Here is a 23,278-nt window from a genome sequence, read left to right as displayed (position 1 = left end):
TTAACCTTTCAACTCGGCCAGAACCTTGGCCAGACCAGCGCGCCAGTCGGGGCGCGCAACACCAAAATCGGCCAGCAGACTGTCGCAATTCATCCGCGAATTGCCCGGACGGCGTGCGGGCGTGGGATAGGCGCTGGTCGGAATATCCTCGACCACCGGGGAAAGCCCGGCCTGCGCGAAAATCTCGCGCGCGAAATCGGCCCATGACACATCCGGCGCACCCGAGAAGTGGTAAACGCCGCCGTCCTTGCCCGCCTGCATCTGCCCGGCCATCGACACCAACGCATCGGCAATTGCCGCCGCCGGGGTCGGCCCGCCGATCTGGTCGGCCACGATGGTCAGCCGGTCGCGTTCCGCCCCCAGCCGCAGCATGGTTTTCACGAAATTCGCGCCATGCGCCGAAAACACCCAGCTTGTGCGCAGGATCGCGGCGCGGGCGCGGCTGGCGCGCACGGCTTCTTCGCCCGCCAGTTTCGTCGCGCCGTAAACGCCCAAGGGGCCGGTGGCATCGCCGGGTTGCCACGGACGTTCGCCCGAACCGTCGAACACATAATCGGTCGAGACATGCAGAAACGGCACCCCCAGCGCGGCGCAGGCCCGCGCCATCGCGCCCGGCGCCTCGCCATTGACCAGCATCGCGGTATCCGCGTCGGTTTCGGCCTTGTCCACTGCCGTATAGGCGGCGGCGTTCACCACCACCGAGGGCGACAGCTCCATGATCGCATCGCGGCAGGCCTCGGGGCGGGTCAGATCGGCGTCATCCCGGCCCAGAAAGCGCGCATCCGGCGCGCGGCGGGCCAGTTCGCGGGCGACCTGCCCGGTTTTGCCGAAAACCAGCATCATGCCTTGCCCAGCCGCTGGCCCACACCTTCGCGCGACAGCAGCGGTTCCCACCAGTCGCGGTTGGCCAGATACCATTCAACCGTGCGGCGCAGCCCCTGAGAGATGGTGACCGAGGGCCGCCAGCCCAGTTCATCCCGAATCCGCGTCGGGTCGATGGCATAGCGGCGGTCGTGGCCGGGGCGGTCGCTGACAAAGGTAATCAGCTTGCTGTGCGGCGCGCCTTCGGGGTGCAATTCGTCCATATGGGCGCAGATCACCGCCACAAGGTCGATGTTCTTGGCCTCATTCTCGCCACCGATGTTATAGCTGCGGCCGATTTCGCCCTTTTCCAGCACCAGCAGCAGCGCATCGGCGTGATCCTCGACATAGAGCCAGTCGCGGATGTTGCCGCCGTCGCCGTAAACCGGGATCGGGCGGCCATGCAGCGCGTTCAGGATCACCACCGGCACCAGCTTTTCCGGGAAGTGGAACGGGCCGTAATTGTTGGAACAATTGGTCAGCACCACCGGCAGGCCATAGGTTTCGTGCCAGGCTCGCACCAGATGATCGCTGGCCGCCTTGGACGCCGAATAGGGGCTGCGCGGGTCATAGGGCGTGGTTTCGGTGAACTGGCCGGTCTCGCCAAGCGATCCGAACACTTCATCGGTCGAGATATGGTGAAAGCGGAACCCCTCGGGCCGGCCCTCGCGCGTCCAGTAATCGCGGGCGGATTCCAGCAGGTTATAGGTGCCGGTCACATTGGTTTCGATGAACGCGCCCGGCCCGTCGATGGAACGGTCCACATGGCTTTCGGCGGCAAGGTGCATCACCGCATCGGGGCGGTGGGTCTGAAACACCCGGTCCAGCGCCGCGCGGTCGCGAATATCGGCCTGTTCAAAGGCATAGCCGGGATCGCCCGCCACGCTGGCGACGTTTTCCAGATTGGCCGCATAGGTCAGCACATCGAGATTGACGACCTGATGCCCGCGCGCAATCGCCAGCCGCACCACGGCCGAGCCGATGAACCCTGCCCCGCCCGTTACCAGAATCTTCATGCCTGCCCCCCGAATGGCGATGTCCAGTCAGCAAAGGCGGGCGCCGCCGCATCCTTTTCCGACAGCACCGGCGCATCTACGCCCCAGTCGATCCCCAGCGAATCCCACCGCACGGCCCCGTCGGCATCGCGGTTATAGTGATCGGTGCATTTATAGACGATCTCGGTATCCGGTTCGCGGGTCACAAAGCCATGCAGGAACCCGGCCGGAATCCACAACTGCCGCCCGTTTTCGAACGACAGTTCCTCGCCCACCCACTGCCCATAGGTCGGGCTGCCGATGCGCGCATCCACCGCCACATCGAACAGCCGCCCGCGGCCACAGCGCACCAGTTTGCCCTGCGCGTGGGGCGGGGCCTGATAATGCAGTCCGCGCAAGGTGCCGATGGCAGATGACATCGAATGGTTGTCCTGCACGAATTCCGGCAGGCTGACCCCGGCCTGTTCCAGCGCACGGCGGTTCCAGCTTTCGGAAAAAAAGCCGCGCGCGTCGCCGTGGCGCGCCGGGGTGATGACCAGAACATCCGGGATAGCGGTTGGTTCTATACGCATTATCGACCTTACTCGTCACAATCGACCGCGCTTATAGTGCCGTCTTGTGGTCAAGTCACCCCTCTGCATGGCGGGGTCTGTCCGTCTTGTGTCAAATGCGCTGTTTTTCCAATGTTGTCGCAGAATGACCTGCGTGTTAGGCGGCAATATGGTCTTGCCATCCACAGACAGGGTTTTTGCACGATATGAAAACACTGACCGCGCGACAGCTTGCAACCTATCTGACCTCGACCTATTGGGCGGAAACGGGGCAGATCGCGCGCAAATGGCATCTGGATTCGTCAAAAACGGTCAGTGTTGACAGCGCGTTCCTTTCGGACGAGGAAACAGCGATCGCCAAACTGGCCCTTGACGCATGGTCCTCGGTTTCGGGGATCACCTTCACGCCAAGCAGGTTTATTGGCTCGTCCTCGATTAAGCTGACGGATTTCGGCGGCGGCGCCTATACCGAATCCACGATGACGACGACGGGACGGTTGGTTTCGGCCGAGATCAACGTCGATTCATGGTGGTCGGTGCATTACGGCAGCAGCCTGAACAGCTATTACATGCAGACATGGGTGCATGAAATCGGCCATGCTCTGGGTCTGGGGCACGCCGGGCTTTACAACGGTCAGGCGCGCTATGGCCGCGACAACTGGTTTGCGAACGACAGTTGGCAATTGTCGGTCATGTCCTATTTCGCGCCGGACGATAACCCCACCATCAACGCATCCTATGCCTATGCGGTCACGCCGATGCCTGCCGACATCATCGCGATCCATCAGATCTATGGCAAGCCGACCGGCGTGGCGACCGGCAACACCACCTATGGCTGGGGCAGCAATACGACCGGCATTCACAAGGCCGTGTCGAACTGGATCAAGGCGGGCGATTATCGCAAGCCGATCATGTTCACCATCTACGATCAGGGCGGGGTCGATACGATCAACATGTCGCGCGACACCAAGGATCAGGTGGTGCGGCTGGGGCAGAACCAGTTTTCCGACATTCTGGGCCTGAAGGGCATCATGGGCATCGCCTATGACACCGTGATCGAGAATTATTTCGCCGGCAGCGGCAATGACCATATCACCGCCAACGGGGCCTCCAACCTGATCCGGGGCGGTGCGGGCAACGACACCATCCTTGGGGTGGGCGGGAACGATACCATCCGGAGCGGCTCGGGCTGGGACCGGATCGAGGGCGGCTCGGGCAATGATCTGCTGTATGGCGAAAGTGGGCGCGACACCCTGTTCGGCGGTAATGGCAACGACACGCTGCACGGGGGCGACCACGCCGACCGCCTGTATGGCGGCAATGGCAATGACGTTCTGTGGGGCGGCAACAACGACGACCATCTGGACGGCGGCACCGGCAACGATCTTCTGAATGGCGGAGCCGGCAAAGACACGCTGAACGGCGCGGCGGGTAACGATACGCTGAACGGGGGGCCGGGCAGTGATCTGTTGCGCGGCGGCGATGGCAACGACCGGCTGCATGGCGACAGCGGCAATGATGTGCTGAACGGCGGCGCGGGCAATGACACGCTGCACGGCGGCGATGGCGACGACTCGCTGCACGGCGGCACCGGGCATGACAGCCTGATGGGCGGCAGCGGCAGGGATCTGCTGTCGGGCAGTTCGGGCAATGATACGCTGATCGGCGGGGCCGGGGCGGATACGCTGACGGGCGGGGCCGGGGCCGATCTGTTCGTGTTCCGCGCGCTGTCCGATTCCAGGGTCAGCGCGCCCGATGTCATCACCGACTTCAACGCCGCGCAGGACCGGCTGGATCTGTCGGCCCTGCGGCTGACCTTTATCGGCGACGCGGCCTTTACCGGCGGATCGCGCCAACTGCGCACCCAGCAGGAAGGAAACGACCTGCGGCTAAGCGCGGATCTTAACGGCGACAACCGCGCCGATTTCGCCATCCTGCTGCAAAACCTCGGCGCATTGCCCGACGGCGCGCTGATCCTGTAGGGGCCTTGGGGGGCAAACCGGCCAACGCGGATGCGGGGCACGGGGGACACAGCCGCCCTGCCCGGCATCCGTCGGCAAATCCGCGCCGCCTCGCCCGCCGCGCATGTGCCAGTCAGGGCGGGCACGGCAAGGCAACCTGCCCTGCCCGTCATCCGGCAGACCACGCGCAACGCCTCGCGATTACCTGCCCAGGCCGCCCCCTTGTCACGGCAAAACGCCCCGCGATTGCGGGGCGTTTGCTTTGGCAGCGTTGTCAGGCGGCGGCGATATAGACCTCGGCCTTGCCGGGCGGCAGGGTCACATCCACCGACGCGCGGCCCCAGCCTGCGGGCATCTGCTCTGACAGAATCGACACCGTATCGGCGGTTTGCGCGGTGATGTTGCTGTCCAGCAGATCCCCGGTCATATAATGCCGCGTCCAGCGTTTTTCGCCCTGCGACAAGCGCACCCTGACCTCGTGCGAGCGTTCGGCATCGACATTGACAAAGGCCAGCGCCTGTTCGCCGTTGTGACGCTCGATCAGGTAAACCCGCACCACATCGCCCTGCGCCGTGCCACCCTCGTCATGCAGCACATCCACGACCTGCGGCGGCAAGACCCGGATGCGCCCGGTCAGATGCTGGTTGGCAAAGCAGAACCACTGATACGGCGGGTTGAACGCGCCGCCACGATCCCAACTTGCCCGCGCCTTCCAATGCTCGCCCTCGCCCAGCGTGAAAAAGTTGGTGCTGTGGATACCGGCAGCGGCGTTGAACAGGAACGCATCCAGTGTCGCCGTGCCCGCCGCCACCGATTTCATCAGCCGTTCCTGCCCTTCGCGCTGTTCGGCGGTCACGGAGTGGCCGTTCAGCCCGTTCAGGACATAGCCCGGCCCGGCCTCGTAATGCAGCGGGCGGATCGGCTTGGCGCGGCCTTCGGATGCCGTGCGGCACAGATCGACCAGCCGTGCCATGTTGCGCAGCCGTGGCGGAACCGTGCCCGCCTGAACCGAGGTATTGGCCAGCATCTTGAACACCGCCACAGGGTTATCGACCGAATACGCCTCACTGACGCCGCTGTCCCAACCGCCGTTGTAATCGGCATAGCCGATGTAATCGGCATGACGCGAGGCCGCGATGCTGCTGGTGTTCCACGCCGTGCTGACGGACCAGCCGCCCAGATAATAGTTGAACTTGCCGCCGTCATAGCCGCGCGCCGCCATGATCCCTTCGGCCGCGCGGTCCAGCAGGGCACCGTTCCAGGTGCCGCCGCCAACGCCGCCCGCTTCGGTCAGGGTATAGAACGCCGCTATGCGGTTCCACGGCTCGTTGCCGACCTCGATACGGATGCTGTCGAATTCGTCCTGCCACGGCCTGATCTGCCCCTGACTGACACGCAGCGCCGCGCCGCGCTGTTCCGGGCTGTCCGGGGCAGCGGGGTCGTAAGGCGAACACAGATAGCCGCCCAGCATCTGCCAGTCCTGATCGCGCGACCATGGCGGTTCGACCTGAATCCACGGGTTCAGGATCGAATGCCCGACACGCGCCGCCATATCGCGCCCTTCGGGGCTGTCGCGCAGGTCTTTCAGGATGCGCAAATGCTGCGGCAAGGAACAGCCTCTGGTCGCAGGGATGCCGGTTTCGGCCAGAAAATCCTCCATGCTGTAGGTCCAGGGGTTGGTCTTGCAAAAAACGTGAAAGCGGATGTGGCTGGCGGCACTGGCCAGCATGACCTTGCGTTCCTCGGCGGTGGCGGCAAAGGGCGCGGTGCCCGCCTCGCAAAAGGTGATCTGGCGTATGTCCAGCTGCACCGGCCCCCGCACAACGATCTGCGTCATCCGCGCACCCGGCGATTGCAGCATACTGGTCGGGGTAAAGATGTTGTCGCGCACCGTCCATTCGGTCGTGACCTCGCGCGTCATGTTGCTGACGCCCACCTCTGCCACCCGCAGCGTCAACTGCGTGGGGGCCGCCGCTCGCATCACCGTATGGATGTTGTAAGACCGCGCCGGGTCAAGGACGTGATACCATGATGCTTCGGTGCCGGAATGAGTCGCAGCTTGAATGGTGTGGCTGCGCCCCTCGGCCACATGCAGCCGGACGAAGGGGCCACCCTCGTCGGACATGAACTCAAAGCTGACGCCTTCGGGCATCATGTCTGCCAGGTTGCCAATGCCCGAAACCCCGAACCGCCCCGCAGCCGAGGCTTCCCACAGGCGGTCGGTGATAACATCCTCGCGCCGGTAACGGTGGTCGAACGACTTGCGAAAGGTGAACACATCGGTTGCCCGCATGAACGAACTGTCCGCGACGGTCAGCGTTTCGACCTGCTCAAAGCTTGGGTCATAGGACCGGCCGATCACATGCCGCCGACCCGGCACCGGAGTCCAGTTGATTTCGGCAGTGCGGCTGTCGTTCTGCGGCGTCACCGACAGCCCTTCGGGCACCGGCAGCGCCGGGTTCAGCACCTGCTGGTGAAAGCTGTCTGCCTCGATCAGCGTGGCCTGGTCAGTGGCGTCCTTGACGCCGCGCCCGGTGCCGACGGTAAAGGCCACCGGCGCCGACCATGGCCCGCGCTGGCCCTGTTCATCCAGCGCCGCAACCGCGATCCAGACCACGCCCCCGCGCCGCCACCACTCGTCGGGCGACCAGCGATAGCTGCCCATCCCCGGCGGCAGCGCCAGCCTTTCGCCGTGAAGCGGGTTAACCTGCCGCACCACGCTGCGCGTCACCGTGGTGCTGCCCACCTGTATGGCGCGGCCGTTTTCGTAACGGAACGCCACCACCTCGGCACCATCCAGCCAACCGCTGACCCAAGAGTCCCAGCCGCCAATGCTATTGCGCGGGAAATGCAGGATATTGCGGTCATGGTCGATCGAGTCAGGCTGAATCTGCCGCACCATAAGGGGCGGCACAAACCGTCCCTGCATGACATTCGCCTGCCGCGTAAAGGCGTTCCCCAGAAAGTCAGCCGTGGCGGTATGCGCCTCGGGTTCGGCACTTCCGCCGTCGCGGACAAAGATCAGGTTGCGGGCCGTTTCCAGCCCTTTGGTCGAAATGTGATAGGTCACGGGCCGCCCCCTTATGCCAGATCGGTGATGAAATCAGGTGCCCCCGCAGTGCCGTGGTTGACTCCGTCATAAACGTCGATCAGCGGCTGTCCCAGAACGGTGCGCGACACCTCGGGCTGTTTCAGCCCACCGTCAGCGCGGAAAAAGATCTCGCGCGCCTCGTCGCGATTGACGGCAGTACCCAGCCACAGTGCGGTGCGATGCAGATCGTGGCTGCCACGGGCCTGCGCGCTGCCGGTGCCAAAGCCCAGACGCAGGCCGGTCGAAAAGTCGGCACGAATGACACGATCACCAACATTTATCACGGCACCATCCCGCCATTCGCCATTGTTGATGCGCGCCGTGGAATAGGCCATCCGCGCCCCATCAGGGCCAAATGCCCCCAATCCAAGGATCACATCGACCAGATCACCGGGGGACAGAACAACATTCATCGGCAAGGTCTGTGCAAAGCCGCTGGTGGCGTTGCCCGTTGGCTGATCTGCACGCAGAAAGGCCCGCAGCGCCCCCGTCGCACTGGATACGTTGATCTGGAACCTGTTGCTGAACTGGAACATGCTGTCGCGCCAGTCGGTCGTCCCGGCCTGTGGGTCAAAGCGGAACCGCGTCATCACCAGCGCCTGCTGCACATCCGCAAAGCTGCGGTCCCAGCGCATCATATCACCCTCGCCCGCGTTAAAGCGCATGGTTTCGGGCGAGAACAGGCTTTGGGCCTGCACGGTGACACGTTGCGTCAGATCCGCCTGCTGCTGAACCGAGGCAAGGTTGACCAACCGCACCACCATGTCGATCCCGGCATCCATCTGCAACAGGTCGCGGGTAAAGCTGGCACCCGTCCCGGCCACAGCGCCGTCCACTTCCCAATCGACAAAGACCGACACCGGGTCCGCCTCGGGCCAGGCATACAGCCCGTCGCGCGTCACGGTAAATGTGCCTGCGGGCGATTCCGTCACCTGGGGCAGGCGCAGAACAACCGGATGACCGGCCTCGATCTGGTGGCTGGCGATGGTATATTCGCCGTCATGCTCTGTTCCGCTCAGCGCAAAGATGATGTCGCCACTGTCCAGCGCCCGCACCTCGCGCGCCTCGCCCGCGCTCAGCTTCAGCGGCATGACCGCAGGGGGCGCGACAACCGCCGCCGTCACGGTCAGCGCGAAATCGGCACCCGCCGTGCCCGACTGCACCCGCAGCGGCCACAGGCCCGCCTGCGGCATCGCCACCAGCACCAGTTCGGCACCCCCGTCAGTGGCGATCAGTTCGGCAAAGCCGTCGCCGCCGCTCAGCACCCAACCGGCACCCGTGCCGCCCGAAACCTCGGCCAGCCGCAGCGGCAGTTCCGCGTCCACGCCGATCCCGGCGGCGCCTGGCGACAGCAGCACCGGCGCAGCCTCGGCCAGATCGGCAACCGTCAGCGCAAAGCCCGCCTCGGCCACGCCTGCCGGGTTGCGCACCTGAATCTGCACCGCGTGATCGCCGGGGCCGGGCATCGCGATCAGCATCAGCCGCGCGCCCATGCCCGCCGGTTCCAGCGCGCAGAATCCGTCAGCGCCAATCAGCGACCACTCCAGCGGAGCGGTGCCATCGCTGACCAGCGTGGTCAGCAGCAGCGGCAGTTCGGCGTCCGGCTGCACCTCGGCCATCACCGCATCCAGCGTCAGGGTGCCGGGCGGGTTCAGCTCGCCCGCCACGGTCAGCGTAAAGCCGGCCTCGGCCACGCCCGCCGCATTGCTCGCGGTGATCTGCACGCTGTGGTCGCCCGGTTCCGGCATGGCCATCAGCACCAGTTGCACCACGTCGTCTTCCTCGGTCAGGATCAGCGCCTCGCTGCCCGTCACCGCCCATTCCATCGGGGACGAGCCATCCGCCGCCACATTCGCCAGCACCAGCGGCAGCGCCTGATCCGGCACCACGCGCACGGCCTGCGACGACAGAACCACCGGCCCCGGCGCAACGGTGGCCTCGGTCACGATCAGGTCGAACAGCGCACGCGCCATCCCCGCCGCATTCGCGGCACGCAGCGCCACCGTGGTCACGCCCGGATCGGGCATGGCGATCAGGCGCAGTTCCAGCCCATCTTCGCCCTGTTCCAGCGCAAAGGCATCACCCGGCTGTTCCAGCGCCCAATCCAGCGGGGCCGATCCGTCCGCCGACACCACCGCCAGAACGCGCGGCAGTTCGGCATCCGCCGCCACCACCGCATCCGCCGCCGACAGCATGACATGACCCGGCGCGCGGATTTCCGGCTGTGCCACGGTCAGCGCAAAGCGCGCCTCGGCCGCGCCCGCCGCGTTGACGGCGCGCACCACCACCTCATGGCTGCCCTCGGCGGGCATGGAAACCAGTTGCAGCACCGGAACCGCGCCATCGGTGGCAATCGCCACATGCGCGCCCAAGCCCTCGGCCACCCAGTCCAGCGGGCGGGTGCCATCGGCAGACAGCTCCGCCAGAGCCAGCGGCAGTTCGGCATCGGTCGCCACATCCGCGCCGCCATGGCTTGGCACCACCAGCGACGGAGCCAGCCGCGCCACGCTCAGCAAGGCGCTGGTCTGCGCCGTGCCCAGCGGGTTTTCCGCCGTCTCGACCACCTCGATGCTGCGGTCCAGATCCGCTTCGGTCAGGCCGAACTCCAGCGCCTCCAGCGGTTCGGAAACCCCGTCGCGGATCAGGCGATAGCTGACCGACACATCCGGGAACCCGGCATAGACGCCCGGCACCACGGTGATCGTTTCCCCCGGCAGCGCCGCGCCCGACAGCGCCACGCCCACCTCGGCCACCGGCGCCGAAGGCACCACCGCGCGCCGCAGAACCGAGCTGCCGTCAGCGCGCAGCAGCGCCACATCCGCCGCCACCCCCGCGCGCACGATCACGGCGCGGTCGAATTGCCCGAAAAAGCGTTGCAGGCTCATGCCGCTTCCCCTTCGACCAGATACAGCGCCTCGACCAGCGTGCCGGCCTGCTGCCGCTGGGCAAAAACGTCTGCGGTGATCGGGATGATCCGGTTCAGCCGGGTTTCGCGGGCGATGTTGTTCATCAGCAGCAGATCGGCCAGATCCAGCGGCCCGGCGCTTTCCGGCACGAACAGCGCCGGTTCGATCAGATCGGGCTTGGCAGCACCGGCCTTTTGATATTCCACCCGATAGGTGCTGCCCACGCGCCCCCTTTCGTTCGGCCACAGCCTGACGCCCGAAAACTCGCCCTCACCGTCCAGGGGCACGGTCTGCGCCGCCGGTTCAATAACCCTCGATCCATCGAAATCACGTTGCGACAGCGTGAAAATCAGCGTCCCCGAAACAGAGGACACCCCGTCCTGACGATCGAAATTACCCTTGAGTTCGACGGTGGTGAGCATAGCGATCTCCTGTTATGGTTGCCCCAGCGGACAGCCTGCGCATTTCAAGCAGGAGAGCCGTTCTGTTTCTAAAAGGTTATCAACCGGAAAACAGATCGCGCGTTGCGCGATATTGAAAACAAACGATTAAAAAATATGCGCAACGGTTTCAGGCAGGTCGAATCGGTTAATGTTTCCGCTACGTTCCCGCGCTAATTTAACCGCCTTTCAGCCAGTTCCAGATCCTCGGCGCGGTTGACGTTGAAAAACGGGTCGCCCTGCCCCGGTGCCACGTCCCAGATCACCAGCCGCGCGCCCTGCGATTCGGCCCAGAGCTGCACCCGCCGCTGCCCTGCCCCAATGGCGGCGCGCAGATCATCGCGCAGCGCCACCGGCCACAGGCCCAAGACCGGATGCACCCGCAGCTGCCCGCAGTCGCGGCTGGCCGCCAGTGCAAGCCCGCCGTCATCCGCCAGCCGCTGCACCAGATCGCCCGGCAGAAACGGCGTATCGCCCGCCGCCGTCAGCACCCGCACCGCCCCCAGCCCGGCGGCCCAATCCATCGCGGCCAGCACTCCGGCCAGCGGGCCGGGCTGATCCGCCACCGGATCGGGCAGCACCGGCAAGCCCAGCCCGGCAAAGCGCGCCGGATCGCCGTTCGCATTCAGCGCCAGCGGCCCGCATTGCCCGCGCAGCCGGGCCGCGACATGGGCCAGCATCGGCCGCCCCGCCAACAGCCGCAGCCCCTTGTCGCCCCCGCCCATGCGGCTGGATTTGCCGCCCGCCAGAATCATCGCCGGAATATCGCGCATACGGCCCCCTTTTCAGATCGCCGCAGTCTAGGCGCGGCAGATCGGATCGGCCAGCAGGCGCAGACCGTTCAGTCCACCAACAGCGCCCCGCCCCTACGCCCGATTACCGCCAAGCCGCCGTCGCAAGGCCAAGCATCGTGGCTGGCTTTCAAGGCTGGCTGGTGCCAACTTGCCCTGCCTGCCCGCGCGCCGCAATAGGGCGCGGCAAATTCACCGCCTAGCGCGCCCAGCCCATCGCGGCGAAATCACGACCCATGGCACGGCTCAGATCCTCGGTCGAATCATACAGCAATTGCAGGGCGTAATGCGGGTTATGCACATGCGCCCCCTTGTCCGAGGTGACGAATTTCCAGTTATACGCCGCCTTCAGCAAACGCGGAGTCCAGGCGTTATAGGCCACCCGCGCCCCCTCGGCTTCGTCGATCACGCCATCGTCATTGGCATCGGCAAAGAAATAGGGGTGCCGCCCGGCGTCATAGATCATCGGCGTGCCCGCCACCTCGCGCGCGTAATCAAAGATCACCTGCTTCAGCGTAAAGGCATTCGCGGCGATGTCATGGCCGATGCCCTTGGCGGTGTCGCCGCTGCCGTCATGGCTGGCGCGCGACAGGCGGATCGTCATGGCATCCGCCGCGCCGTGGCAGGTCTGGCAACTGTCCTGCACCACCTCAAGACTGTGCGGATCGTGGCAGGCGGCGCAGGTCTGCACCGGCGGGGCGTGGGTAAAGCGCCCCTCATAGGACTTACCGTCATATTCATAGCCCAGCCCGGCATAGCCGCCCAGCGCCATCGCCGCCGCAGTCCCGTAATGCGGGTTGATAAAGGACAGGTCGGCATTGGGCAGATCCTCGGCCTTTTCGGCCACCGCCTCGGTAATGGCAGACCCCGAGGCGCGGCCCTGATGGCAGGCCACGCAAGACGCCTCGCCGCCGCGGACGGGGTGCATATCGCCGGTCGGCAGGCGCACCTCGCGGATGTCGCCGATGCCGGGGTTGTGGCAGGTGTCGCAGTCGATCACGCCGCCCACGGGGGTCGGCGGCACCTCGCCAGAGGGGCTGCCGTCCAGCCCGTGATAGGCGCGAAAGCCCGCGCCCGAATGGCAGGCGGCGCAGGCGGGGGGGATGGTGCCCGCCTCGTTCCAATTGGTAAACGACCGCGAGGCGGCATCCGCGTGCCCCGACCGCGCCCAGGCGGCGATTTCGGCAGCATTGCCGATCTTGATCTGTTCGGGGTTCAGCGGCGCGACGCTGGGCAGCGTGTAGGCCGGGGCCGCGCCCCCATCAACTGCCGGGGCCGCTTCGGCATCCGCCGCCGCATCGGGCGCGGGGGCCGTGTCGGCGGCGTCTTGCGCCATGGCCGCGACAGGCAGCCAAGACAGCGCCCCCGCCAGAATCGTCACGCCAATCAGTTTCTTCGCTGGAAAGGTCTTCACGTGTCGCCCCCAAAGGTTGATGCGCCGGACCGAACTTGCTAACTTTCAGGGTAACGGAAAACGCCACTCTGAACAACCCTGACCCCAAGGGATCGCCCGTGACGACAGCCTTCCGCAGCGGTCTGGCCCTGCCCTTTGGCGGCCCGGCCACAACCTTGGCAGAGCCGGAACCGGCCCTGACCGAAGAAGCCGCGCTTGGCCCCGGCTTCCCCCCCGATTTCCGCGTCGATCCGCTGGTGGAACAGGGCGAGATGGTGGCGCAGGGTCAGCCGGTCCTGCGCGACCGCCGCCACCCCGACCTGTGCGTGACCGCGCCGATGGGCGGGCGGGTGGCGCGGATCGACACCGGGCCGGGGCGAGTGCTGCGCTATGTGCTGTTCTTTCGCGATCAGGGGGCCGACCGGCACCGCTTTGATACCGCCCGCGTGAACGGCGGCGCTGGTGTGGCGGCGCTGATGCTGGCGTCGGGGCTGTGGACGGCCTTGCGGCAGCGGCCCTTTGGCGGCTTTCCCGCGCCCGGCACCCGCCCGGCGGCGATCTGCGTGATGGCGCATGATACCCGCCCCGGCGCGCTGCCCCCGGCCATGGCGCTGCGCGATGCCCAGGACGATTTCGCCCGTGGCCTGACCGCGCTGGCCGGCCTGACCGATGGCCCACTGCTGCTGGTCCAGCCGCCCGGCCCGCCGCTGGCCGATACGCCGCGCCTGCGCGTGCTGCCCGCCGGGCCGCTTCATCCGCAGGGGCTGGCCGGAACGCATATCCACGCGCAATTCCCCGCCCGCCCCGACGCCCCGGTGTGGGAGGTAGACGCCCAAGAGGTCGCCGTCCTCGGTGCCCTGCTGGCCAGTGGCTATCTGCCCGAAACCCGCATGGTGGCGGTGGGCGGGCCAGCCGCATCGGGGCAGCGGGTGCTGCGCTGTCAGCCGGGGGCCGACCTGCACGGGCTGGCGCAGCCGGTGATGCAGCCCGGCCCGGCAATGATCCTGTCAGGTTCCGCGCTGGACGGGGTCGAGGGGCGGTTTCTGTTTCTGCGCGACCGTCAGGTGACGGTGATGCCGCGCCCGGCCCCGGCAGCCTCGCCGCACTGGTTCCGCGCCGCGCTGGCCCGCATGTCGCGCCCCGCGCCGCTGATCCCCACCGCCGCGCTGGAACAGGCGCTGGCCCCCAGCCTGCCCGCCATCCCGTTCCTGCGCGCCCTGTCGGCGGGTGATGACGACGCGGCGCAACGCTTTGGCGTGCTGTCGCTGCTGGAAACAGACCTTGCGCTGGCCGATTACGTCACGCAGGCCGACCCGCCGCTGGCCTCGGTGCTGCGCGGAATGCTGGACCGCATCGCAGCCGAGGGGGGCGCGACATGACCGTGACCAAAGGCATCTGGTCGCGCGAAACCGTGGCGCTGATCCTGATCGCGGCGATGCTGCCCATCGTCATCACATGGCTGCTGGCCGCGGGGCCTGCGGTGCTGTCGCGTCTGGTCTTTGTGCTGGTGCTGGCGGGGCTGTGGCATCTGGCCTTCATGCTGGCGCGGGCGCAGCCGCCTTCGTTCGCTGGGGCACTGTCGGCCATTGCCATCGCGCTGCTGGCACCGCCGCAGATCGGGCCGGTCGCGCTGCTGCTGTCGGTTAGCTTTGGCGTGGTGGTGGCGGAGCTGATCTTTGGCGGCTGGGGCCGCAACATCCTGAACCCGGCCACGGTGACGCTGGCCTTTGTCAGCTTTGGCTTTCCGGCCGAGCCTTGGGCCACGCCCGACCCGCAGATCGGCTGGGCCGCGATCCCGGCGGCGCTGATCGGCATGGGCTTTGGCGTCATCAGCGCCCGGCTGATCGGCGGCGCGCTGATCGGGGCCGGGCTGGCGGCACTGGCGGGCTGGCCGCTGGCGGGCAGCTTTGCCACCGCCGCGCTGGTGGTGCTGGTCATGCTGGTGGCCGACCCGGTGGCCAGCGCCGCCACCAGGCTGGGCCGCTGGCTGACGGGCGGGCTGTTTGCCCTGCTGATGGCGGGCTTTGCCGCGCATTGGACCGGCGGCAACCCGGTGCAGATCGCCGTTTCGGCGGCGCTGCTGACCTCGCTGGCGGCACCGCTGCTGGATGAAACCGCGCTGGCATTCTGGCGCATCGCCCGGAGGAAACGCCTTGGCCTTTGATCCGAACCCGATCAGCGCGTGGCGGCGGATGCTGGCGCTGCCCAATGACAGCCGGGGCAAGACCGTCGCCATCGCCTTTGTCACCGCCGCCGTCTGCGCGCTGCTGGTGACGGCGGCCACGGTGACGCTGCGCCCGATCCAGACGGCCAACCGCGCCGCCGAACAACAGGCGCGGCTGGAATCGCTGATCGCCGCCATCCCCGGCATGTCGGACCTGCTGGCGCAGTCGGGCGATGCGGCGCTGTCCACCGTCGTCGTCGATCTGACCACCGGCCGCGCCGCCCCCGACATCACCGCCGAAGCACTGCCCGATACGCTGACCAACCCCGCCAGCCATACCGCGCTGACCCCGGCGCAGGATCTGGCCGGTCTGGGCAGCCGCCCGGATTACGCACAGATCTTCATCGCCCGTCAGGGGGCGGGCGGGCCGGTCGATCTGGTGATCCTGCCGGTCGCGGGCGCGGGCTATGACGGGGTGATTCAGGCCATGGTCGCCCTGCGCGGCGACGCCCGCAACATCGCCGGCATGACCATCACCAGCCAGTCGGAAACCCCCGGCCTTGGCGCGCGGATCACCGAACCGGCGTGGCAGGCGCAGTTCGCGGGCCTGCCGGCGCTGGATGATCGCGGCAGCGTGCGCTTTGCCGTGGCGCGGGGCCGCGCCGCCACCGAATACGAGGTGGACGGCATCACCGGCGCCACCCGCACCTCGAACGCGATCACCAACATGATGCGCTTTTGGCTGGGGCCAAACGGATACGGCCCGCTGCTGGACGCCATCCGCCGCGGGGAATTCTAGGCCATGGCCCGCCCGCTGCTGCACATCCTGACGGAACCGCTGATCGCCCGAAACCCGATCACCCTGCAAATTCTGGGCATCTGTTCGGCGCTGGCGGTCACGACCTCGGTTGCCACCGCGCTAACCATGTCGGCCTCGCTGACGGTGGTGCTGGTGCTGGCGGCGGTCATCATCAGCACGATCCGGCGGCATGTGCCCGGCTCGATCCGGCTGATTGTGCAGATCGTCATCGTTGCATCACTGGTGATCGTGATCGACCAGATGTTGCAGGCATGGCTGTATGATGTCAGCCAGCAACTGTCGGTCTTTGTCAGCCTGATCGCCACCAACTGCCTTGTTCTTGGCCGGACCGAGGGCTTCGCGCTGCACAACCCGCCCCTGCCCTCCGCCGTCGATGCGCTTGGCAGCGGGTTGGGCTATTCGCTGGTGCTGATAACCATCGGCGCGTTGCGCGAACTGTTCGGCACCGGGCATCTGCTGGGCTGGCAGGTGCTGGTCACGACCGAAGCCGGTGGCTGGTTCACGCCGCTGAACCTGATGCTGCTGGCCCCCAGCGGCTTTTTCCTGCTGGGCGGGCTGGTCTGGGCCATCCGCAGCCTGCGCCCCGAACAGATCGAGCCGCCCGAGGCCATCGCCCCGCACCCCGGCGAGGTGCGCAGATGAGCGATCTGTTCGCCCTGTTCCTGCGCGCGGCGCTGGTCGATAACATGCCGCTGACGCTGTTTCTGGGGCTTTGCACCTTTCTGGCGCTGTCGCGGCGGGTCGAAGCGGCGGTCGGGCTGGGGCTGGCGGTGATGTTCGTGCTGGGCGTCACGGTGCCGCTGAACCACCTGATCCATGCCGCCGTGCTGGCCCCCGGCGCGTGGGCTTGGGCCGGGATGCCCGATCTGGACCTGTCCTATCTGGCGCTGATCGCCTTTATCGGCACCATCGCCGCCTGCGTGCAATTGCTGGAAATGGTGCTGGACCGCTGGTTCCCGGCCATCCATGCCTCGTTCGGGGTGTTTTTGCCGCTGCTGGCGGTGCAATGCGCGATTCTGGCGGGCAGCCTGTTCATGGTGGAACGCCGCTATAGCCTGACCGAAAGCGCGGTATTCGGGCTGGGCAGCGGCGCGGGCTTTGCGCTGGCGGTCGTCATGCTGGCGGCGATCCGGGCGCGGCTGGCCTATGCCGACCTGCCCGGCGGTCTGCGCGGGCTGGGCATCGCCTTTTTCATCACCGGGCTGATGTCGCTGGGCTTTTCGTCCTTTGCGCAAGTGGTGATGCCATGACCGAGATCGTCCTTGGCACGCTGGTCATCATCGCGCTGCTGCTGGCGCTGACGCTGGGTCTGCTGGCGGCGCGCAGGCGGCTGGTGCCGCAGGGTGCCGTCACCGTGACCGTGAACGACAGCCACCAGATCAGCGCCGCGCGCGGCGACCGGCTGTTGCCGGTGCTGCATGGCGCGGGCATCGCCATCCCGGCGGGCTGCGGCGGGGCGGGCACCTGCGGGCTGTGCCGCGTTACCGCCACGGGCGAGGGCGCGGGCGACCCGCTGGCCACCGAGCGCGGCATCCTGTCGGGCGCGGAACGGCGCGATCATGTGCGGCTGGCCTGCCAGCTGACCCTGCGCGGGCCGGTGGATGTGCAGGTCAGCGGCGGTGTGCTGTCGGCAGGCAGCGCCGAATGCCGGGTGCTGTCGAACCGGATGCTGGCCCCGCTGATCCGCGAACTGGTGCTGGAACTGCCGCCAGACTACCCGTTCGATTTCCGCGCTGGCGGCTTTATGCAACTGACCGCGCCGCCCTATGATCTGGATTTCGCCCGGATCGAGGTCGCCCCCGAACACCGCGAGGCATGGGCCGCCGCCGGCTGGGACCGGCTGCGCGGCCAATCCGCCCTGCCGGTGACGCGCGCCTATTCCATCGCCAACCGCCCCGCCGATCAGGGCCGCGCCGTGTTCAACATCCGTCTGGCCGTGCCCCCCGCCGGGCAAGAGGGCGTGATCCCGCCCGGCATCGTATCGTCCTGGCTGTTCGCGCTGAAACCCGGCGACAAGGCCGGGATTTCCGGCCCGTTCGGGGAATTCCACGTCCAGCCGACCGACCGCGAGATGATCTTTATCGGCGGCGGCGTCGGCATGGCCCCGCTGCGCGCGATGATCCATGAACAGCTTGGGCAAGGCACAGCGCGCAAGATCCGCTATTTCTATGGCGCGCGCACCGCCGCCGATCTGTTCTATGTGGACGAGTTTCAGGCACTGGCCGCCGCGCATCCGAACTTTGGCTGGGTGGCGGCGCTGACCGAACCGGCACCGGGCGACAAATGGGACGGGCCGACCGGCTTTATCCACGAAACCGTGCGCCGCGCGCTGGCCAGCCATCCGGCACCCGAGGATTGCGAATACTACCTCTGCGGGCCGCCGGTGATGATTTCCGCCGTGCTCGCGACCCTCACCCGGCTGGGGGTCGAGCCGCACTCGATCTTTAACGACGATTTCGGAGCGTGAGACCATGACACAGACCGCATCCCTGCGCCCAAGCCGCCGCGCGCTGATCGCCGGGGCGGGCGTCATGCTGGCCGCGCCCGCGCTGCTGGCCGGTGCCCCGGCGACGCAGCGCCTGACCGGGCGCGCTTTTGGCAGCGGTTGGGCCATCACCCTGCCCGATGCCGCGCCGCTGGCCGGGCTGCACGCGGCGGTGGATGATGTGCTGGCCGGGATCGACCGGCAGATGTCGCCATGGCGGGCCGACAGCGACATCACCGCGCTGAACATGGCCGGGGCCGGGCCGCGCGATCTGCCCGGCGACACCGCGCAGGTTCTGGCCGCTGCGCTGCGGCTGGCGCATGACAGCGGCGGGGCCTTTGATCCGACGGTCGGGCCGCTGGTCGCGCGCTGGGGCTTTGGCCCGATCCGGCAGGGCGACCCGCAGCCCGACTGGCGGCATCTGACGCTGACGGGGCAAACCGTGACCAAGGCCACCCCCGGCGCCACCGCCGATCTGTGCGGCATCGCCAAGGGCCACGCGCTGGACCGTCTGGCCGCGCTGATGGCCGGGCGCGGCGCGCATTGGCTGATCGACCTTGGCGGAGAGCTGGCCGCAGGCGGGCAGCACCCCCTTGGCCGGGCATGGCAGGTTGCGATCGAGGGCAGCCCCGGCGCAGCCGCCGAGGTTCTGGCGCTGCGCGGCGGGATGGCGGTGGCGACTTCGGGCAGCGGTGTGAACGGCTATGATCTGGGCGGGCGGCGGGTCAGCCATATCATCGACCCCGCCAGCGGCACCCCGGCGCAGGGCGGTCTGGCGCAGGTCAGCGTCATCGCCCGCTCGGCGCGCTTTGCCGATGGCTGGGCCACCGCGCTGTTCGCGGCGGGCGAGGCGCGGGCGCTGGACATGGCCCGGCAGCACGGGCTGACCACGCTGATGCTGACCGCCGATGGCCGCCGTCTGGAAACCGGCGATCTGGCCGCGCATCTGGCCTGACGCGATGGAGTTCCTGTTCGCCATCCTTGTCATCGCCCTTGCCGCCGGAGGGCTGGCACTGGGGCTGGTCTTTGGCCGCCGCCCGGTCAGCACATCCTGCGGCAGCATGGATTGCGTGCCCGGCCTGCGCTGCACCGACTGCCCCAACCGCACAAAGGACAGCCCCCCATGACCATGACCAGCGACAGCATCGGCACGATCATGCGCCGCGATTTTCCGCGCCTGAGCGCCGATATGCCGATCCGCGACGCCGCCGCGCTGATGCTGGATCAGGGCTTTGCCGCCGCGCCGGTGGTGGATGACGCGGGCGCGCTGATCGGTGTGCTGACGCAGAAAGACTGTTTCCGCCCGGCGCTGAACGCCAGCTATTACCGGCAATGGTCCGGCACCGTCGCCGATCAGATGAGCCGCACCCCCGTCACGCTGGAGGCCGCGACCGATCCCGTCACCGCGGCGCAGGCGTTTCTGGACCATCCGCATCGCAGCTTTCCGGTGATGCGGGACGGGCAGTTGGCGGGGCTTTTGCTGCGCGCCGATCTGCTGGCCTATCTGCTGCGGCTGGGGTGAGCGGGCGGCGCGGTCGTGCCCCAAGATGCGTATTTGGGCAAACAGGAAGCGGCGGTCAGTTGCGCAGGCCTCGCATCCGGTGGATCTGGTTCAGCAATGTGGCGGGGCCGTGGGTGCGCAGCATGTCGGCAATCATCCCGGCATCGCCGCGCAGCCCGCGCCACAGGCCATGTTTGTGATGTTTCAGCGGGCTGGCGACTGTGGGCCAGCGGATGACGGCCAGCGGCAGGTTTTCGCGGATGATGAGGCTGTTCAGGAACACTTCGAACCCGAAGGGCGGCAGGCTGTTCAGGCGTGGGATATGCGGTTCGATCAGGGCGCGGGGCAGCACTCTTTCGCCCGAGATGTAATCCAGCCCGATCAGCCGCCACAGCGCCGGGGCATTGCCGCGCAGGCTGATGGCGACCTGCGCGCGCCCCTGTTCGACCGGGGCGATCAGCGCGCCGAGGTGATCGTGGGTCAGGCCGATCAGGTCGGCATCCAGCAGCAGGATATGGCTGCCCCGTGCCTGCATCAGACCTGCGGCCAGCGCGGCGGTCTTGCCGGCGTTGCGCGGCTGGCGGATCAGCCGGGTGCCGGGCACCGACGCCGCCTGCGCCGCTGTGTCATCGGTCGAGCCGTCATCGACGATCAGCGTTTCCGCCACGCCGGGGTGGGTGGCGGCGATCTGGGCCACGCTGGCGACGCGGGGGCCTTCGTTATAGGCGGGGATGATGCAGCTTAGCCGCATCACGCCACCCCGCTGTCCGTGCCATAGCGCCGCCCCAGCCACCAGCCGCCCGCCAGCAGCATCACCACCAGCATCGCCAGCGAGACCGCCGCGATCCAGCCGTTGACCTGTTCCGCCGCCCAGCCAAAGGACCAGCCGATCACCGTGAACAGCAGCGTCTTGGGGATGGTCGCCACCGTGTTCCACCACACGAACCGCCCGAACCCCATGCGCGAGGCCCCCGCCGCCAGCAGCACCGCCGCCCCGGCGGAATGGGTCAGCTTGCCGATGACCAGCGCGCGGGCACCGTGATCGCGGAACACTCGTTTCAGCACGCGGCGGCGGTCGGGCGTCAGGCCAAGCCGCCGTTGCCAGCGTGGCGACAGGCCGTGGCGGCCCAGCCAGTAGAACCCGGCATCGCCCACCACATCGGCCACGACGCAGACGATATAGACGCCGAGGATGCTCATCAGGCCCTGCCGGGCGAACCATGCGGCGATGACGGTGACGATCGGGCCTTCCAGAATGGCTATGGGAAACAGCACCGCCAGGCCATAGCTCTGGATGACGGCGCGGATCGTTTCCAGATCCATCAGCCCTGCCCCTGCCCCCCTTGCGCGCCGCCGCCGGGCGTTTCGGTGACGACATTGCCGCGCCAGACGATGGGGGCGTCGCGCCAGCCCTTGGCCCACATCGGCAGTTGCCACAGGTCGCGCACCACCCATGCCAGCACGTCGGCCGCGCTGTGGCCCCAACCCGCGCAGCGGGCCAGAAACCATTCGCTGCCATACCAGATCAGCAGAAACGGCAGGATCGCGCCCGGCCATGCGACCGCCAGCATCGCCACATTCGCCACCGGCCCGCTGAGCGGTTCCGAGGGGTAGATCGTCGGAAAGCCTTCGCGCCGCAGTTGCGCCCAGCGGGCCTGACGTTTCCACACCTCGCCCGCCGTGCGCTGCCCCAGCAGTTGCGTGAAGGGGCGGCGGACGGTGCGCACGCGCAGACCTTCGCCCCGGATCAGGTGGGTCGAGGCGACATCCTCGGCCTTTTTGCCGGCCAGCGCCATCATGCCGCCGCGTGCGCTCAGCCATTCGCGCGGATAGGCCAGCGTCTTGCCCTGCGCAAAGCCGATGCCAAGGCTGTCGGCCCCCAGCAGCCAGCGGGCCTGAAAGCTGTTCAGAAACGCCGCCTCGACCCGCGCCCAGAAGTTATGCGCATCCACCCCGACACCGGGCGAGGACACCATGCCCACCCCCGACGCCCGGCAGGCCAGCACCTGCCGCAGATAATCGGGCGGCAGCAACAGGTTGCTGTCGGCAATCACCACCCAGTCGCCGGTGCATTCGGCCCAGCCCTTGACCAGATTGTTCAGCTTGGGATTGCCGCAGACCGGGTTGCGCCCGATCATCAGCCGCGCGTTGACGTGGGGATAACGCTCCATCAGGCGGCGCAGCACCGGGATGGCGGCGTCGTCGGGATCATCGGCGCAGTGGATCAGTTCGTATCCCGGCGTATCCTGCTGAAATGCCGATTCAAGGTTGCGTTCCAGCGCATATTCCAGCCCGCAGACCGGGCGCAGCAGCGTCACCGGCGGCATATCCTGCGGCGCGACGGCTTCGGGCGGCACCGACAGGCGGCGCGTGACGACCAGCACATTGAACAGATGCAGCCCCAGCGCGGCCAGCACGATCAGCAACAGAACGGTGGTCAGGATGCTCATGCCACGGCCTCGATCTGCGTGGGGTGGGTGTGGGTGCAGGGCATCGCGTTCCAGCGGATCAGCCGCAGCGTGCCGTCATGCGCCTCGGTCACGGCGGAACAATGTTCGACCCAATCGCCGCAGTTCACATAAAGCATGTCGCGATCGCGCAGCAGCGCGGGTTTGTGAAAATGCCCGCAAACGATGCCGTCAAAGCCGCGCGCGCGGGCCATATCGGTCAGCCGGTCCTGAAACCTGTCGCGCGACCGGATCAACCGGTTGAACCGTGCCAGCGCCGCTTCCAGCCCGTCCCAGCCGTCGCGGCCCAGACGTTCGCGCACGATGTTGATGCCGTGGCCAAGGCGGCGGATGCCCGCCTCGACCCAACTGCCGGCCTTGGACAACATGCCCAGCCGGTCGGAAAAGATGTCGCAGCAGTCGCCATGCGTCACCAGCAGGCGCACCCCGTCAGCGGTGCGGTGAGCATCATGCGGCAGGATGTCAAAGCCGAACATCGCGGTGCCGGTGTGGTGGCGGAAAAAGGCGTCGTGGTTGCCGGGGATATACACCACCCGCCGCCCGGCCTGCGCGCGGCGGGTCAGCAGGCGCAGCACCTGATGATGCGCATCGGGCCAGTTGGCCCCCAGCGGGCGCCATGTGTCGATGATGTCGCCGACCAGATAGATGGTTTCGGCGTCATGGCTGTTCAGGAAATCCAGCAGCCGCGCCGATTTGCACCCCAGCGCGCCCAGATGCAGGTCAGACAGGAACAGCGTGCGGAACTGCGCAGCGGGACGAGGCCTCGGGGCTGATCTGCCAACAGCGCCGTCATCCATCTTTCTTGCCCCCCGCGTGCATTGACCTGTTCAATCAGTAAACCAGACGTTCTT

At 67.4% G+C, this 23,278-nt stretch carries 22 protein-coding genes; 10 read left to right on the top strand and 12 right to left on the bottom strand.

Translation table 11 applies throughout. The features are described 5' to 3' along the window. From rfbD to rfbC, 3 genes are read right to left on the bottom strand one after another with little or no spacing between them, the layout of a single operon-like run. On the bottom strand, positions 1–843 hold the full coding sequence (gene rfbD, locus Q4G14_RS00955) for a dTDP-4-dehydrorhamnose reductase (RefSeq protein WP_303359840.1): 843 nt from the start codon (positions 841–843) through the stop codon (positions 1–3). Beyond that, positions 840–1,877, bottom strand: a complete 1,038-nt coding sequence (rfbB, locus tag Q4G14_RS00950) for a dTDP-glucose 4,6-dehydratase (RefSeq protein WP_303359839.1) — start codon at positions 1,875–1,877, stop codon at positions 840–842. The genes rfbD and rfbB overlap by 4 nt, the downstream gene beginning before the upstream one ends. Continuing rightward, on the bottom strand, positions 1,874–2,428 hold the full coding sequence (gene rfbC / locus Q4G14_RS00945; RefSeq protein WP_303359838.1) for a dTDP-4-dehydrorhamnose 3,5-epimerase: 555 nt from the start codon (positions 2,426–2,428) through the stop codon (positions 1,874–1,876). The genes rfbB and rfbC overlap by 4 nt, the downstream gene beginning before the upstream one ends. Positions 2,429–2,613: 185 nt before the next feature. Between rfbC and Q4G14_RS00940 the strand changes: the two genes are divergently transcribed. After that, complete coding sequence (locus Q4G14_RS00940; protein WP_303359837.1) at positions 2,614–4,389, top strand: M10 family metallopeptidase; 1,776 nt, start codon at positions 2,614–2,616, stop codon at positions 4,387–4,389. Positions 4,390–4,642: 253 nt separating this feature from the next. On the opposite strand, the gene Q4G14_RS00935 is transcribed toward Q4G14_RS00940, so the two are convergent. From Q4G14_RS00935 to Q4G14_RS00915, 5 genes are all read right to left on the bottom strand, one after another. Continuing rightward, positions 4,643–7,438 (bottom strand): hypothetical protein, encoded by a 2,796-nt coding sequence (locus Q4G14_RS00935; RefSeq protein ID WP_303359836.1) that lies wholly within the window; start codon positions 7,436–7,438, stop codon positions 4,643–4,645. Positions 7,439–7,449: 11 nt separating this feature from the next. Next, a complete protein-coding gene (locus Q4G14_RS00930; protein ID WP_303359835.1) occupies positions 7,450–10,344 on the bottom strand; it encodes a hypothetical protein in 2,895 nt (964 codons plus the stop codon). Continuing rightward, the gene (locus tag Q4G14_RS00925; RefSeq protein ID WP_303359834.1) at positions 10,341–10,787 is read right to left on the bottom strand and encodes a hypothetical protein; all 447 of its coding nucleotides are present in this window, start codon (positions 10,785–10,787) and stop codon (positions 10,341–10,343) included. The genes Q4G14_RS00930 and Q4G14_RS00925 overlap by 4 nt, the downstream gene beginning before the upstream one ends. Positions 10,788–10,978: 191 nt before the next feature. Continuing rightward, a complete protein-coding gene (gene mobA, locus Q4G14_RS00920; protein ID WP_303359833.1) occupies positions 10,979–11,578 on the bottom strand; it encodes a molybdenum cofactor guanylyltransferase MobA in 600 nt (199 codons plus the stop codon). A gap of 217 nt (positions 11,579–11,795) precedes the next feature. Continuing rightward, the gene (locus Q4G14_RS00915; protein WP_303359832.1) at positions 11,796–13,010 is read right to left on the bottom strand and encodes a cytochrome C; all 1,215 of its coding nucleotides are present in this window, start codon (positions 13,008–13,010) and stop codon (positions 11,796–11,798) included. Between the two features lie 98 nt (positions 13,011–13,108). Between Q4G14_RS00915 and Q4G14_RS00910 the strand changes: the two genes are divergently transcribed. Genes Q4G14_RS00910 through Q4G14_RS00870 form a run of 9 tightly spaced genes read left to right on the top strand, consistent with a single transcriptional unit; the run spans position 13,109 to position 19,980 of the window. Then, a complete protein-coding gene (locus tag Q4G14_RS00910) occupies positions 13,109–14,368 on the top strand; it encodes a Na(+)-translocating NADH-quinone reductase subunit A (RefSeq protein ID WP_303359831.1) in 1,260 nt (419 codons plus the stop codon). Beyond that, positions 14,365–15,153: an RnfABCDGE type electron transport complex subunit D gene (locus Q4G14_RS00905; RefSeq protein WP_303359830.1), complete on the top strand. Its 789-nt coding sequence runs from the start codon at positions 14,365–14,367 to the stop codon at positions 15,151–15,153. The genes Q4G14_RS00910 and Q4G14_RS00905 overlap by 4 nt, the downstream gene beginning before the upstream one ends. Continuing rightward, a complete protein-coding gene (locus Q4G14_RS00900; RefSeq protein WP_303359829.1) occupies positions 15,098–15,952 on the top strand; it encodes an FMN-binding protein in 855 nt (284 codons plus the stop codon). The genes Q4G14_RS00905 and Q4G14_RS00900 overlap by 56 nt, the downstream gene beginning before the upstream one ends. Positions 15,953–15,955: 3 nt before the next feature. After that, a complete protein-coding gene (locus tag Q4G14_RS00895) occupies positions 15,956–16,615 on the top strand; it encodes an NADH:ubiquinone reductase (Na(+)-transporting) subunit D (RefSeq protein WP_303359828.1) in 660 nt (219 codons plus the stop codon). Next, positions 16,612–17,223: an NADH:ubiquinone reductase (Na(+)-transporting) subunit E gene (gene nqrE, locus Q4G14_RS00890; protein WP_303359827.1), complete on the top strand. Its 612-nt coding sequence runs from the start codon at positions 16,612–16,614 to the stop codon at positions 17,221–17,223. Before Q4G14_RS00895 ends, nqrE begins: the two co-directional genes overlap by 4 nt. Next, entirely contained in the window at positions 17,220–18,440 is a 1,221-nt protein-coding gene (nqrF, locus tag Q4G14_RS00885; RefSeq protein ID WP_303359826.1) for an NADH:ubiquinone reductase (Na(+)-transporting) subunit F, read from the top strand. The genes nqrE and nqrF overlap by 4 nt, the downstream gene beginning before the upstream one ends. Before the next feature lie 4 nt (positions 18,441–18,444). After that, positions 18,445–19,413 carry an FAD:protein FMN transferase gene (locus tag Q4G14_RS00880; protein ID WP_303359825.1) on the top strand — a complete coding sequence of 323 codons (969 nt, stop codon included), beginning with the start codon at positions 18,445–18,447 and terminating at the stop codon, positions 19,411–19,413. Further along, a complete protein-coding gene (locus tag Q4G14_RS00875; RefSeq protein WP_303359824.1) occupies positions 19,367–19,585 on the top strand; it encodes a hypothetical protein in 219 nt (72 codons plus the stop codon). The genes Q4G14_RS00880 and Q4G14_RS00875 overlap by 47 nt, the downstream gene beginning before the upstream one ends. Further along, the gene (locus Q4G14_RS00870; RefSeq protein WP_303359823.1) at positions 19,582–19,980 is read left to right on the top strand and encodes a CBS domain-containing protein; all 399 of its coding nucleotides are present in this window, start codon (positions 19,582–19,584) and stop codon (positions 19,978–19,980) included. Before Q4G14_RS00875 ends, Q4G14_RS00870 begins: the two co-directional genes overlap by 4 nt. A gap of 55 nt (positions 19,981–20,035) precedes the next feature. Here Q4G14_RS00870 and Q4G14_RS00865 read toward each other — a convergent pair whose 3' ends face one another. From Q4G14_RS00865 to Q4G14_RS00850, 4 genes are read right to left on the bottom strand one after another with little or no spacing between them, the layout of a single operon-like run. Further along, positions 20,036–20,710, bottom strand: coding sequence for a glycosyltransferase family 2 protein (locus Q4G14_RS00865; RefSeq protein WP_303359822.1), 675 nt, complete (start codon positions 20,708–20,710; stop codon positions 20,036–20,038). Beyond that, positions 20,710–21,282, bottom strand: a complete 573-nt coding sequence (locus tag Q4G14_RS00860) for a DedA family protein (RefSeq protein ID WP_303359821.1) — start codon at positions 21,280–21,282, stop codon at positions 20,710–20,712. The genes Q4G14_RS00865 and Q4G14_RS00860 overlap by 1 nt, the downstream gene beginning before the upstream one ends. Beyond that, on the bottom strand, positions 21,282–22,409 hold the full coding sequence (locus Q4G14_RS00855; protein WP_303359820.1) for a ceramide glucosyltransferase: 1,128 nt from the start codon (positions 22,407–22,409) through the stop codon (positions 21,282–21,284). Before Q4G14_RS00855 ends, Q4G14_RS00860 begins: the two co-directional genes overlap by 1 nt. Continuing rightward, positions 22,406–23,224: a UDP-2,3-diacylglucosamine diphosphatase gene (locus Q4G14_RS00850; protein WP_303359819.1), complete on the bottom strand. Its 819-nt coding sequence runs from the start codon at positions 23,222–23,224 to the stop codon at positions 22,406–22,408. Before Q4G14_RS00850 ends, Q4G14_RS00855 begins: the two co-directional genes overlap by 4 nt. Between the last annotated feature and the right edge of the window lie 54 nt (positions 23,225–23,278).

This window comes from Paracoccus sp. (in: a-proteobacteria), assembly GCF_030538755.1.
GTDB lineage: Bacteria > Pseudomonadota > Alphaproteobacteria > Rhodobacterales > Rhodobacteraceae > Paracoccus.
Note: the sequence above shows the minus strand (reverse complement) of the source record. Positions and strands in the feature narration are given on the sequence as shown.